Origin of the sequence: Pseudoalteromonas sp. LC2018020214 (assembly GCF_016598755.1) — a bacterium.
GTDB classification, from domain to species: Bacteria; Pseudomonadota; Gammaproteobacteria; order Enterobacterales; family Alteromonadaceae; genus Pseudoalteromonas; species Pseudoalteromonas distincta.
In genome coordinates this window covers 3,449,647-3,463,242 of record NZ_CP066804.1, presented here as the reverse complement: position 1 = coordinate 3,463,242, position 13,596 = coordinate 3,449,647, and the positions used below count along the sequence as shown (strand labels likewise).

Annotated in this window: 14 protein-coding genes and 3 pseudogenes; 11 read left to right on the top strand and 6 right to left on the bottom strand. The window is 40.8% G+C overall.

Annotation, left to right across the window (positions count from 1 at the left end; translation table 11 throughout):
- Positions 1-27 precede the first annotated feature (27 nt).
- From tnpA to tnpC (JG479_RS15495), 3 genes and pseudogenes are all read left to right on the top strand, one after another.
- Positions 28-327, top strand: coding sequence for an IS66 family insertion sequence element accessory protein TnpA (tnpA, locus tag JG479_RS15505; protein ID WP_002963294.1), 300 nt, complete (start codon positions 28-30; stop codon positions 325-327).
- Positions 324-758, top strand: coding sequence for an IS66 family insertion sequence element accessory protein TnpB (gene tnpB, locus JG479_RS15500; RefSeq protein ID WP_024596287.1), 435 nt, complete (start codon positions 324-326; stop codon positions 756-758). The genes tnpA and tnpB (JG479_RS15500) overlap by 4 nt, the downstream gene beginning before the upstream one ends.
- Before the next feature lie 92 nt (positions 759-850).
- Positions 851-2,265, top strand: a pseudogene (tnpC, locus tag JG479_RS15495) (IS66 family transposase).
- A gap of 199 nt (positions 2,266-2,464) precedes the next feature.
- Here tnpC (JG479_RS15495) and JG479_RS15490 read toward each other — a convergent pair.
- Together JG479_RS15490 and JG479_RS15485 are read right to left on the bottom strand one after the other, a co-directional pair.
- The gene (locus JG479_RS15490; protein WP_200219620.1) at positions 2,465-3,862 is read right to left on the bottom strand and encodes a heavy metal sensor histidine kinase; all 1,398 of its coding nucleotides are present in this window, start codon (positions 3,860-3,862) and stop codon (positions 2,465-2,467) included.
- On the bottom strand, positions 3,852-4,538 hold the full coding sequence (locus JG479_RS15485; RefSeq protein ID WP_002963239.1) for a heavy metal response regulator transcription factor: 687 nt from the start codon (positions 4,536-4,538) through the stop codon (positions 3,852-3,854). The genes JG479_RS15490 and JG479_RS15485 overlap by 11 nt, the downstream gene beginning before the upstream one ends.
- A 166-nt stretch (positions 4,539-4,704) precedes the next feature.
- Between JG479_RS15485 and JG479_RS15480 the strand changes: the two genes are divergently transcribed.
- From JG479_RS15480 to JG479_RS20145, 8 genes and pseudogenes are all read left to right on the top strand, one after another.
- Entirely contained in the window at positions 4,705-6,528 is a 1,824-nt protein-coding gene (locus JG479_RS15480; protein ID WP_002963238.1) for a copper resistance system multicopper oxidase, read from the top strand.
- Positions 6,525-7,388, top strand: a complete 864-nt coding sequence (locus JG479_RS15475) for a copper resistance protein B (protein ID WP_010554095.1) — start codon at positions 6,525-6,527, stop codon at positions 7,386-7,388. The genes JG479_RS15480 and JG479_RS15475 overlap by 4 nt, the downstream gene beginning before the upstream one ends.
- 22 nt (positions 7,389-7,410) lie before the next feature.
- Positions 7,411-7,818, top strand: a complete 408-nt coding sequence (locus JG479_RS15470; protein WP_200219619.1) for a copper resistance CopC family protein — start codon at positions 7,411-7,413, stop codon at positions 7,816-7,818.
- 11 nt (positions 7,819-7,829) lie between these two features.
- Complete coding sequence (locus JG479_RS15465) at positions 7,830-8,738, top strand: copper resistance D family protein (RefSeq protein WP_200219618.1); 909 nt, start codon at positions 7,830-7,832, stop codon at positions 8,736-8,738.
- A gap of 20 nt (positions 8,739-8,758) precedes the next feature.
- Positions 8,759-9,247 carry a YybH family protein gene (locus JG479_RS15460; RefSeq protein ID WP_002963268.1) on the top strand — a complete coding sequence of 163 codons (489 nt, stop codon included), beginning with the start codon at positions 8,759-8,761 and terminating at the stop codon, positions 9,245-9,247.
- A 9-nt stretch (positions 9,248-9,256) separates the two neighbouring features.
- A complete protein-coding gene (locus JG479_RS15455; RefSeq protein WP_016900197.1) occupies positions 9,257-9,781 on the top strand; it encodes a DUF411 domain-containing protein in 525 nt (174 codons plus the stop codon).
- 142 nt (positions 9,782-9,923) lie between these two features.
- Positions 9,924-10,433 (top strand): annotated as a pseudogene (locus JG479_RS15450) (DUF305 domain-containing protein).
- A 33-nt stretch (positions 10,434-10,466) separates the two neighbouring features.
- Positions 10,467-10,640, top strand: a pseudogene (locus JG479_RS20145) (glutaredoxin family protein); the annotation flags it as partial.
- On the opposite strand, the gene JG479_RS15445 reads toward JG479_RS20145, so the two are convergent.
- The 4 genes from JG479_RS15445 to JG479_RS15430 form a co-directional block, all read right to left on the bottom strand.
- A complete protein-coding gene (locus JG479_RS15445) occupies positions 10,600-11,082 on the bottom strand; it encodes an IS3 family transposase (protein ID WP_100218360.1) in 483 nt (160 codons plus the stop codon). The pseudogene JG479_RS20145 and the gene JG479_RS15445 sit on opposite strands and share 41 nt — an antisense overlap.
- A 102-nt stretch (positions 11,083-11,184) precedes the next feature.
- Positions 11,185-12,666 carry an IS66 family transposase gene (tnpC, locus tag JG479_RS15440; protein ID WP_002963282.1) on the bottom strand — a complete coding sequence of 494 codons (1,482 nt, stop codon included), beginning with the start codon at positions 12,664-12,666 and terminating at the stop codon, positions 11,185-11,187.
- Between the two features lie 80 nt (positions 12,667-12,746).
- The gene (gene tnpB / locus JG479_RS15435; protein ID WP_024604009.1) at positions 12,747-13,097 is read right to left on the bottom strand and encodes an IS66 family insertion sequence element accessory protein TnpB; all 351 of its coding nucleotides are present in this window, start codon (positions 13,095-13,097) and stop codon (positions 12,747-12,749) included.
- Positions 13,094-13,435, bottom strand: coding sequence for a hypothetical protein (locus JG479_RS15430; protein ID WP_008467385.1), 342 nt, complete (start codon positions 13,433-13,435; stop codon positions 13,094-13,096). The genes tnpB (JG479_RS15435) and JG479_RS15430 overlap by 4 nt, the downstream gene beginning before the upstream one ends.
- Between the last annotated feature and the right edge of the window lie 161 nt (positions 13,436-13,596).

Genomic DNA, 13,596 nt, shown 5'->3' with positions numbered 1-13,596 from the left:
TTTCTTAATTTCAATTAGGAGATAGCCATGAGAAAAACACGTAGCCTTGAGCAGTGGCGTAACATTATCGAAGAACAACAAGCCAGCGATTTAACTATTACTGAGTTTTGCCAGCAACATGCCTTATCTAAAACAAGCTTTTATGCGGCACGAAGTAAGCTTAATACTGAATCCAGTCGTTTTGTTCAAGCAAAAGTCACTAAACACGTCGCCCCCACTGAACAGCAACTGCCGATCATGCTTACTATCGGCAGCGTGAAAATTAGCTTCCCACCCACAATGCCTGTCGCTTATTTGAGTCAATTGTTGCGTGAGCTTGCCTTATGAAAATGTTTGTTGAACCCGCGCGTATTTACTTGCATCGTGACGCCGTGGATTTTCGAAAGTCCATTGATGGTCTGGTCGCACTCGTTGAAAGCGAGCTTGAACGTGACGCTTACACTGGCGCATTATTTTTGTTCTGCAATAAATCGAAAGATAAACTCAAGCTGGTTTACTGGGATAAAACGGGGTTTGCTTTGTGGTACAAGCGTTTAGAAAAACAAAAGTTCAAATGGCCAAGTAAAGTCAGTTTGCAAGAATTTGAACTCAGTCCTGGGCAATTGGATTGGTTGTTGTCGGGATATGATGTGCTTGGTCATGAAGAATTGCAGTATCAATCGATCATATTGACAGTAAATGATCGTTGCCACACCGCCTGCTTTATCTTTGCGTCAAACAAGAAAACAACGTCAAATTCTGTTAAATTGCGAACATGAAAATTGATGCACACTTACTTCCTGACGACCTAGAACAACTCAAGCGCATGGTGCTTGAGTTGTTCTAGGTCGTTGCTGAAAAAGATGCGCAAATTCACGAATTACTGCAAGCTTATAACGCGAAGCTTGCCAAAGAGTATGCGAAGAAATCTGAAAAGATGCCCGGTGCTGGAGAGCGCTTCAATGAAGCAGAAAACATTCTTGATGAACATGATAAAGCGCTATTGGCCACATCGCCCTTAGTAAAGAAAGAAAAAGCCAAACCGAAACGCCGGCCACTGCCAGCACAGTTACCACGAGTCGAGGTGGTTGTTGACCTTGATGAGGATGAAAAAGTGTGTGATTGCTGTCAAAGCCCACTTCACAAAATGGGTGAAAGCAGCAGTGAAACACTCGAATTTGTGCCAGCGCATATCAAGGTTGTCAAAACTATTCGCCCTAAATATACGTGCCGTCACTGTGAGCGTGAAGGGATTGAAAGTGTAGTGAAAACGGCAAAAATGCCCGCAACACCTATTCCAAAAAGTATCGCCACGCCCAGTTTACTGAGCCAAATAATCATGTGTAAATACCAGTTTGGCTTGCCGCTTTATCGCCAAGAAACGTTATTTTCTGATATCGGTATTGAGTTGAGCAGGCAAACCATGTCGAGCTGGATGTTACGCTGTGCTGAATTGTTGTCACCGCTCTATCAGCGTTTAAAAGAAATCTTGTTATCTCAAGCAGTTATTCATGGCGATGAAACCTCGTTAAACGTTATTAACGCAGAGAAAGCGACCAGCTATATGTGGCTGTACTGTTGTGGCGATGATAAGCCGGGTAAAGACACTAATATTGTCCTGTTTGATTATCATAATAGTCGCGCGGCCCACTGTGTAGTTGGTTTTCTTGACGGTTATCAAGGCTACATGCACGTTGACGGCTACAAAGCATACGAGCAAACGAAGGCAACACTGGTTGCGTGCTTAGCTCATATACGCCGTAAGTTCATCGAGGCCAAAGGCAATAATAAAAAAACCGTTAAAGCGGATGTAGCACTTAACCTTATTCGCAAACTCTATGGTATTGAGCAAGCCATCAAAGGTAAATCGGTTAGTGAAAAATTCACCGTTAGGCAGCAAAAAGCCAAACCAATCGTTGATGAATTGTATCAATGGTTACTCAAACACAAAGATAAAATCCCTCCCCAAATGGCGCTAGGGAAAGCAATTACCTATGCGATAAACCAGTTTGAGAAATTCAGGCGTTACCTCGATGATGGCAGGCTCAGTATTGATAATAACCGAGCAGAGCGAGCCATAAAACCGTTCGTAATAGGGCGGTTTTATGGCTGTTCTCAAATACCAGTAATGGCGCGCATGCCAGCGCCATACTCTATAGTCTTGTTGAAACCGCAAAGGCAAATGATCTTGTAGTGCATGACTACATCTCAATGTGCTTGCAACATATTGCAGAGCAGCCAAGTAACCTTGAGCCACTGCTACCTTGGAATATTAAGCAAGGCTAGGTGTCGTTAGCTATACGCTTACGTAGCAGCAGGTAAATCATTCAGAGAAATAGCGAAGTACCTAAATTGCTCTTCTTAGACTACGAAACACCTGTGAAACGATTTAATCAGTGTACTGAATCGAGTGCTTTAACTCACAACACTTAGTTAAACTTCGCCAAAATGCTGAGAGCAAACATTGAGTTATTAATTTTAATAATTAGCTTTTAGCTAAATTAAAAAAAACTTTAAAGCTGGTAGTTTGATTATTTGAACTGACCTCTACATCACCACTGTTTGCTTGCGCTAGAGCTTTAACTATTGCAAGCCCTAAACCGGCTCCATCACTATGGCGTTGCCGAGACTTATCTGGTCGATAAAAGCGGTCAAATAAATAAGGTAAATGTGCAGAAGGTATTTTCTCGCCGGTATTACTCACACAGATACATACTTTTTCAACAGATGTTATTTCACTACTTACCGTAATTGATGACCCCTTCGGTGCATATCTTATAGCATTCGATAACAGGTTTGATAACAATTGACGAAAATGTAGTTTATCACAATAAAAACTGATGTTTTCACCTGCTTTATTAAGTATCAGCGATGATTCTTCAGCTAAAGCATCAAAATATTCAAACAGCGCTTCAATTTCTTCATGGCTTTTTAGAGTGTTCTGAACGGGTTTAGTTAGCCCATTTTGAGTTTTTGCGAGCCAAAGCATATCACTAACCATTTTAGTTAATCGCTCAAGTTCTTCTAAGTTAGAAAACAATAATTCTTGATACTCTTCCAACTGCCTTTTTTTAGATAATCCAACCTGTGTTTGAGTAACTATATTTGTGAGTGGAGTTCGTAGTTCATGAGCAATATCACTAGAAAAATTTGATAAGCGAATAAATTCACCCTGGAGCCTGTCGAGCATTGAGTTAAACGACTGCACCATATTAACAAGCTCAATAGGCACTTTATTTTCATCGAGCCTTACATCCATTTTATTAGTTTGGATATCGTGTATTTTCTGACTTAAACCTCGTAAAGGGTTTAATCCTTGATGTATAGCAAACCAAGCCACCAATAAAATGAGTACCGCTGAGCCAAACATAATAACCCAAAGGCTTTGCTGAAATTGATTGAGAAAGTGTAAATGAAAGCTCATGTCTATCGCTGTAGTAATTTTGTATTGCTGTTGCCCAGTACTTAAATTACTCACCAGAGCTCGGTAGGTGTGGGTATCATTTTGCCATGAGGTAATGTTGTTACGGTTAAAGCCAGTTGAAGCCTTAGCACTCATTACAAAATCACTAAAATCTCGTTCAGAGCTTTGAAAAATGAGATCTCCTTTTGCGGTATTTACCTGATAGTAAACACCGTGATGACCCGCTACAGCGTTAGATAATTCATTTTTAAGTTTCAGGTTTGATTTATAGTGTTGTGTTAAAACTAATTCAATAGATTGATTAATAACATGCAGTTCACTACTATCTTGCTGGAAAAAATGATGTTTTATCGAACTATTTATTAAGGTGGCAACTAAAGTTAAGCACGCAATAACGGTTACAGCCACAAACAACACAACACGCATCGTAAGTGATAAAGGCCGTGACTTAATAGCCATCAGTTTCAACCTCTAATTTATAGCCCATACCACGAACTGTATGAATTAATTTAACAGTAAAGTCATCATCAACTTTTGCTCTTAGCCTACGAATGGCAACATCAATCACATTGGTGTCGCTATCAAAATTCATATCCCATACTTGAGAAGCAATTAACGAACGTGGCAGTACTTCACCTTCGCGCCGTAACAATAGTTCAAGTAAGCTAAACTCTTTATTACTCAATAAAATACGCTTGCCTGCACGTTGTATTTTTCGCTTTGGAATATCCATTTCTAAATCAGCAACTATCAGTATATCGTCAACTGTTTGTACTGCACCACGGCGAATAAGAGTGCGTACTCTTGCTAAAACTTCAGCAAAAGCAAAAGGCTTTATTAAATAGTCATCAGCACCAAGTTCGAGCCCCTTTACTCTATCGTCTATGCTATCGCGAGCAGATAAAAATAGTACTGGGGTTTTGTTATCTGCTTCACGTAGCGACTGTAAAATTTTCCAACCGGATACGTCAGGTAACATGACATCAAGTATTATTACATCAAATAATTCGGTCATTGCTAGGTGATGACCGTCAAGACCATTGCGCGCCAAAGAAACCTGAAAACCAGCTTCACTTAGTCCCTGTTTTAAATAATCTCCCGTTTTTGCTTCATCTTCAACAACTAATAAGCGCATACAATTCCTTCATTAAAGTCCTAACAACTACCTCTGCAAATATTATGCAGTATCTGTCACTACAGCAACATGACACCAAGATTACAACTTTGTAATGTTCGCGTCATGTTGAAGACAGGTCTATTTTCTATACTCAATACATATTCTGCTATGAAGGAGTAAGGAAATGGGGTTTAAAAAGTCATCACAACAGGTTAGCACACCACGAAGACGATTTGTTCAAGGCTTAATTGCAGGAGGTGTACTTGCTGCTTTTCCGAGTGTATTACATGCTGCATCATCTTTAGTAGCAGGAACAATAACAGGCACTGTACCCGAACTTAGCGGCGAAGTAATTGATCTGGTTATAGATGAATCGCCGGTTAACTTTACTGGCGTAGTACGTATGGCGACAACTATCAATGGATCTATACCCGCTCCTACCTTGCGCCTCAAAGAAGGCGATGACGTTACTATTAGAGTAACAAATAAGTTATCAGTACCGAGTTCAATTCATTGGCATGGCATTATTTTACCGTATCAAATGGATGGCGTACCAGGTATCAGCTTTAAAGGCATTATGCCGGGCGAAACCTTTGTTTATAAATTTAAACTGCAACAAAGCGGTACATATTGGTATCACTCACATAGCGGCTTTCAAGAAATGACAGGCATGTACGGTGCATTAATTATTGAACCGCGAGAAAACGATATTATTAGTGCAAATAACGAGCATGTTATTCAATTATCTGATTGGACTGATGATGACCCAATGGCGCTGTTCCGTAAATTAAAAGTACAGAGTGATGTATTTAACTTCAATCAACCCACTGTCCCAGAGTTTTTCGATGACGTTTCAAGCAGCAGTATTTCAAATGCTCTACAGCGCCGAAAAATGTGGAATCAGATGCGAATGAATCCTACAGATTTAGCTGATTTATCTGCATCAGCAATGACTTTTTTAATGAACGGTAGTACTCCAATGGCAAACTGGCGTGGATTATTTAAAGTCGGTGAAAAGCTTAGGTTAAGGTTTATTAATGGCTCTAGTAATAGCTTTTTTGACGTGCGTATCCCCGAGTTAAAACTAACGGTTGTACAAGCAGATGGGCAAAACGTTGAACCAGTGACAGTTGATGAATTTAGATTCGGCCCTGGTGAAACCTACGACGTAATTGTTGAGCCTAAAAATGATGCCTATACGATTTTTGCTCAAAGTATGGATCGCTCTGGTTACGCAAAAGGAACTTTATCAAGCTCGCCTAATATTGATGCGCCAGTACCTGCACTTGACCCTGTTGAATGGTTAACGATGACCGATATGATGGGCAATATGACCCACGGCGGTGAGCATTCTGCAATGGCTGGTATGGCAGGCATGTCAGATATGAACTCTAAAGAAATGGATCATAGCGCTATGGGGCACGGTGCAATGGCGATGGATCATAGCAAACATGGTATGTCTGAAAACCCATTAGCGGTTGCCAGCTCTAAAGTGCGTCATGCAAAAACGGAGTATGGAGCTTCAGTTGATATGCGCGTTGATATGCCGAGAACAAATCTTGATGATCCTGGTATTGGTTTACGTAAAAATGGTCGTCGTGTTTTAACACTTGCAGATTTACACTCACTTGAAGGGATCACTAACCAGCAAGAGCCAGAAGCTGAAATTGAGCTGCATTTAACCGGAAACATGGAGCGTTATAGCTGGTCATTTGATGGCTTAGAATTTGGTAAAAGCACGCCAGTGCATATGAAGCATAACCAACGTTTAAGAGTTATTTTACAAAACGATACCATGATGACGCACCCTATGCATTTGCATGGTATGTGGAGTGATTTAGAAAACGAGCAAGGTGATGTGCAAGTGCGACGTCATACGATACCTGTTCAACCCGCACAAAGAATCAGCTTTTTAACCACCCCTCACGATGTAGGTCGCTGGGCTTGGCATTGCCATTTATTATTCCATATGGATGCCGGTATGTTTAGAGAGGTAGTCGTATCATGAAACAATTAAAACTATCTAAATCATTAGGTTTATTAATGTTAACAGGGGCTTCATTAATTAGTTTCCCTTTATTAGCGCAAAGTGAAATGGCACAAATGAATAGCGCTAAGATGCAACCACAAGGAGGAAGTGCACCTAAAGATGCAAGAGACCCCCATGCTTACTCTGCGGGAACAACTTTAACAGAAGGCCCATATGCGCTTGAGGGCAATGAGCGATTAACACTCGCTGATGAGCATCCATTTTACGCATTACTAGGCGATCGTCTTGAATATAACGAGCAAGCAAACGCAGGTGTATTTGACTTACAAGCATGGTACGGCACTACCTTTGATCGATTGGTAATTAAAACCGAGGGTGATTTCAGCGAAGGAAGTATTGAAGAAAACCAAACCGATATTTTATGGGGTCACGCCGTATCAGCATATTGGGATACTCAAGCAGGTGTTCGTCTTGATTACAATAAAGAAGGTGAAAATCGGCAATGGTTGGCTTTTGGCTTACAAGGTTTAGCCCCTTATTGGTTTGAACTTGATATGACAGCATACGTAGGTGAGCGAGGCAATACCGCATTTACGTTAGAGGCAGAGTACGAACTATTACTCACGCAAAAGCTAATTATACAACCGCGAGCCGAAATTACACTTTATGGCAAAAACGATAAACAAAACGAACTTGGAAGTGGCCTATCAAGCAGCGCGATTGGCTTTAGGGTTCGTTATGAATTTACACGCCAGTTTGCGCCCTATATTGGCGTTGAATGGAGCAATAAATTTGGCAATACCGCCGACTATGCCACATCAAGTGGACAAAGTAGCAACAACACCGCATTTGTTGCGGGTATTAAATTTTGGTTTTAATCATTTTAAATAAGAGGTAATTATGAAGTTTTTTAATTCTGCAGTAGCTATTTTAGGTTTAGTACTTACATTTTCCGCATCAGCGCATATATCACTCAAGCAATCAACACCTGCGCAAGAAGCCATGTTAATGAAAAGCCCAGAGCAACTTTCGTTAACTTTTGGTGGTGAAGTAAGGCTAGCAAAAGTCATCATCAAAGATGAAAAAAATAACTCAATAAACTTTGATTTCAAACCAAGCTCCACCCCAAGCATAGACTTTAGTTGGTCATTACCGAGCTTAGCCCAAGGGACTTACACGGTTAAATGGACAGCACTGGGTGGTGATGGACATAAAATGACCGACACGTTTAGATTTATGGTACACAAAAGTGAATCGCATAAGATGATGCAAGAGCAATCTAATACCCACAGCAAACATAATCATTAAGTAGCAACATAATGCAATTAAGTGAATGGTCAGTACTCTTACTCTTATTAAAACTAGCAAGCTATATCGCAATTGCAGGGCTTGCGGGCACTTTATTAATGCGCTTTATGTGTGGCAACAGCAATGTTGCAGGGCATCACTTAATTAGTTTTTATCAGTTCTTAAAACGTTGGCAAATTACGTGTGTGGTTACAGGTAGTATTGCTGCACTTTTACAAGTACCAATAGAAGCTGGAGCAATGGCTGAATCAGGCTTTATGGGAATGTTTGACCCCTTTATGCTTGAAATTGTTTGGCAATCAGTCATAGGTGACCAAGCAACGTTTAGAATACCAGCGCTTATTATTGCTCTAATTAGCGCATGTATGTGGAATGTGAAATCAGATGATAACGTAGCAGGTTATAAAAACGGTGCCGTTATACTAATCATGCTTGGGTTTATCGCTTATAGCTTCACTTTTACTGGGCACAGTGCAAATGAAAATGGGTTAGTGAAAAGTATTTTAACCTTTCACCTTATTGCAATAGCAAGTTGGGTGGGGTCACTGTGGCCACTATATAAAAGCTGTACCATATTATCTGTTCATGAAGTTAAGAAGGTAATGCACCTGTTTGGGCACTTAGCCATCATCGTTGTATTTGTGCTGCTTATTTCAGGTTTAGCGCTTTTGCTTAATTACCTGCATTCGTTATCAGCGCTGTTCACGTCAAGTTATGGGCAATTAATTTTGCTAAAACTGCTACTAGTGAGCGCGATGCTTATGATGGGGGCTTGGCACAAACTAATTTTAGTTCCGAGAATCACCCAAAAACAGCATGTAGGTACACTAAAACGTTCCATCAGTGTAGAAATGCTGATAGCTGCTTTTGTACTTATTACAACAAGCGTGTTCACCACACTTGTTGGTCCCCCAAATTAATTTAATAAAAAGAGAGCAACATGTTTAATAACTCTGCAAAAATAATCATAACATCGCTATTACTTTTTGGCGCATTGAACTCACTAGCTGTAAGCGCACACAAGAATGAGGAACATGCAAATGAGCGTGTGTTATTTGTTGGTACCGATACCCCAGCTGCGCAAGCAGTAAGTGCCTTTCACCAAGCATTAAATCAAAGTGATCAAAAAAAAGCTCGCTCATTATTAGCTGATAACGTCATTATTTTTGAAGGCGGAGGCGTTGAGCGTTCTGCCGATGAATATGCAAATCACCACATGCTAGCGGATATGAAATACCTCAGTTCGGTTAATAGCAAACTATTAGAACATCAGGTTTATATAAGTGGTGATATCGCTTACTCCATTTCGCGAAGTGAAACGATGGGCAGCTACAAAGGTAAAGCCATTAACACAACGGGTATGGAGTCAATGACTCTAAAAAAGACCCGCAATGGCTGGAAAATCACACATATTCATTGGTCAAATTAAGGAAGTAACATGCGATTAACGTACATAACAACTGCACTTTCAGTGATGTTGGCGGTGTCTATATCAGTAAAAAGTATGGAAAACCCACACAGTGTATTGCCAGTCCAAGAGGCCATAGAAAAAGATAAAACAGAGATTGAGTTGACAGTTTATAAAAGTAAAAACTGTGGGTGCTGTAAAAAATGGATTGAGCATATTAATGAAAGTGGCATTAAAACAAAAGCAATAGATGTTGCTGATATGGGGCTAATTAAAGCTCAATATCAAATAAAGCCAAATATGCGCTCATGCCATAGCGCTGTTTCAGCCGATGGGTATGTTTTTGAAGGGCACGTGCCAGCTAAATATATAAAGCAGTTTTTAGCTGAACAACACCCTCAGAAAACGATCGGGCTGACAGTTCCGGCAATGCCTGTTGGCACGCCAGGTATGGAGATGGGCAATCGTTTTCATAAATATAATATTGAAGTACTTACTCAAGATTCACAGCAACATACTTATAAGCATATCAGCAAATACGCAGTGCAGTTTTAACTCTTATGGCATAGTTATTGAATTAGCCGTAAGTATTAATGCGATGATTAAATATATAGTGGGCTTACGCCTTATAAATTGTAAGTAATACCCCTTAGTATAAATAAAATACAAGTTGAACAACTGAAAAGGAGCCATTGTAATGTCACAGTATTTAAAATTTTTCTTAATGATAGCCACATCAACATTAGTCATGTTTGTACTAATGTATTTGAATAGTTATCAGCTAAGCCATGTGTTTTTTAGTGAAACGCGTACCTATATGGCTATTTATATGGGGGCTGCAATGGCGGTAGTTATGCTGTTGTTTATGCTAAATATGTATAAGGATAAAAAGAAAAACAGCGTAGTTTTAGGGATCAGCATTATTAGCTTTGTAGGCGCATTATTTTTAGTACGTTCGCAAATAACGGTCAACGATCAGTCTTAGATGTCAGCCATGATAACGCATCATTCAATCGCTATACTGACTAGTGATAGAGCTAATATCAAAGACAAGCGCGTCCAAGAGCTTGCAACAAATATTATTGAAGCACAGCGTCGTGAGATTAAAGAGATGCAGTGGTTACTGAACGATATAGAAAAAAATGGCCTAGCAGAAACTCAGGAACAAGCACAATCTAGAGCTGTACCGGATTTTAATACTAAGTAAAATTTTATAAGAATACGTAAAAGGGAGCTAAACATGAGTAAATCAGCAGAGCTTTATAGAATGGCAACAGATGAGCATATTTGCCCATTTGGCTTAAAGTCAAAAGACCTTCTAGAACGCGAGGGTTATGATGTTAATGATCACTTATTGGACTTCCCAGCTTTCACTAGACAGTTTTTAACTCAGAATAGTACGCTTCCTCAAACTTAGCAGGTGAAACACCGCCTGTGTGTGAATGCCGCTTTCTTGGATTGTAAAACATTTCTATAAAATTGAATATCTCAGCTTTCGCATCTTCCCGTGTCGAATATATCTTACGCTTAACTATTCGCTTTTTAATCGTCGCAAAAAAGCTTTCAGCAACCGCATTATCATGACAGTTCCCAGCGCGGCTCATTGAAGGCACAAGATTATGTTCTTTCATAAATGCGAGATAATCAGCGCTACCGTATTGACTACCTTGATCACTATGCACCATTACGTCTGCCTTCGGTTGACGTTGATATACAGCCATCAACAGTGCCTTTATAACAAGGTGCTTATCCATATTTTTATCCATCGACCAACCCACAATACACCGAGAGAATAAATCCATTACTGTTGCCACATATAAAAAACCTTCATAGGTTCTTAGTAGAGTAAGAGGCAGAACGTAGTCGAACTATTTTTCTGCCTCTCCTCTCCGAACCGTACGTGCACCTTTCAGCGCATACAGCTCTCCGCTTAATTGTGAGCGTCTAGCGAACTACACCTATGTTTTAAAATTCCAGGGTAACAAGCTGTCGATATCGGGCTCAGGCTGGCACAGTTCATCAAGGCAAGCACAGATGTAATTAAATGGGATTAGACCATTTATCTTGGCGGTTTCCACAATGCTGTAAAGGGTGGCACTAGCATGGGCACCGTTAGCCGTTTGGCTAAATAACCAATTCTTTCGGCCTATCACAAACGGTTTTACCGCGCGTTCTGCTCTATTATTATCGATGCTAAGTCGGCCATCATCAACATAGCGTATGAGCTTGTGCCATTGATTTGCCAGGTAATTAGCTGCCTCTATCAGTTTGCTGTTCCCCACTAAATTTGGCTGATCCTGCTCAAGCCATATTTTTAGCTTGCTAAGAATAGGCAGGCTAACCTCTTGTCTTGCCGTATATTTGTCATCCACACTTTTATCTTTGATGCGTGACTCAACGCCGTACAGTTTTTGGATAAGGCTCAATACCACATCCGCTTTGCCGGTTTTGTTTTTACCTTGTAGCTTTTTCGCGTCGATAAATTTACGACGAGCATGCGCCCAGCAGCCGATTAAGGTTGCCTCTGTTCTGGCATAGGCTTGATAGCCATCCACGTGCAAGTACCCTTGATATCCATCAAGATAATTGACCACGCAGGCGGCCGCGCGACTATTGTGGAAGTCGTAAAGTACGATATTAGGGATAGGATTATTCGGGTCTGGTGAATCTCGACCCGAGCAATACACCCACATGTAACTGTTTACTTTGTCCGATTTCACCACCTTTAATGGCGTTTCATCGGCAAATAGCGTGGGTTGCCTTAACAGCTCGGCTTTAAGCCGTTCAACTAATGGCGCGAAGAGTGTGGCTGATTTGTCTATCCAGCTGCTCATGGTCTGTCGACTGAGTTCAATACCGTATTGCTTAAACATCGCTTCCTGGCGATACAGCGGTAACCCGTATTGGTATTTACTGGTGATAAGCTGACTGAGCAAACTGCTGGTTGCAATGCCTTTGTTGATGGGCATGGCAGGCATTGAGGCTTGTTTAATCTGTGTCTGAGTTGAGGATTTATCACAGTGACGGCAGGCGTATTTAGGCCTAATATGCTCAATCACTTTGATTTTAGCGGGTATGAACTCAAGCTTTTCTGACTTATCTTCACCCATTTTATGTAGCTCACCGCCACAGCAATCACAGGTTTTGTCGATGATGTCGTGAATAACCTGCTCACGAGGTAAGTCTTTTGGCAGTGGCTTACGCACCGGCTTTTTACGGGTATAGCTAATGGATTGTTGCTCTGCCTCAACTTCCTCAACAATTTCTTCCACTTCATTGAATAACTCGCCTTGCCCGGCAAAGCCTTCAGCACTTTTGCCGAATTGTTTTTGTTGGGCCAAGCTCCAGCGCTCTTCCAATGCCGCAATCTGGGCATCCTTCTGCGCTAACAGTTTTTCAAGTTCAGCAATGCGCTGTTTAAGGGCGAGTTCATTTTTCATGACGCCTATTTTAAGGCATCATCAAAGGCTTTGCAGTGCTAACTGAACTCACTTTGATGATCATCAATCGATCGCAAATATTAAAGCATTTTCTTACCTGCGACATCAATTTTACTGTGTCCAATCACATCATAACCCGATAATAACCAGTGTAATTGCTGCTCGCTTAAGGTCATGGTGGGTGACATGAGTTTGGGCCATTTGAACTTATGCTTATCTAATCGCTTATACCACAGTGCAAAACCGGTGTTATCCCAGTAAAGCAGTTTGAGTTTGTCACGGCCTTTATTACAAAACACAAATAGCGCACCACTGAGCACGGGTAGTTCAAGCTCTGCTTCCACCAACGCCGCCAGACCATTAATTGATTTTCGAAAATCAACGGCATCGGCACATAAATAGACGGTGGGTACATCAACGAACATCCTCATACCGTTAGCCCTTTAATAATGGCAACGATATCGGCCGTCGCTAAATCGATAGGAAACGTGAGTTGGCCGGTTAGCGTATCAAACTGCAGCGTATTTTGACGAGTTTGCGCGCAGACTTCAGTAGTTTGTTTTACCTGGACAAAACGTGATGATGTAAGGCACTGCGTGTGCACTGGCAAGGTGGAATTAGGCTGGTCTTTTGCCAGTAAAGCACGTTGTTTATAATAAGTCGTAATAGCGACATTATGGTGTTGGCAGAATTCAATATTAGTACCACTAAACGTACTGCGTTTCAGCAAAAGCTGCTGCCACTGTGCGCTTGTTCTGTAAGTTTTCATCACCTGCTCCGAATTTATCATTGAGCAGGTATTTTTAGATAATCAGAACATCGATGCTAGGTGTGGTTCGCTAGACGCTTACAGTCTTAGTTTATAAAAATGAAAGTAAAAATGTATATTGTTAACTTTGTTTGAATTTAGGTGTTTTACATTTAGAATAG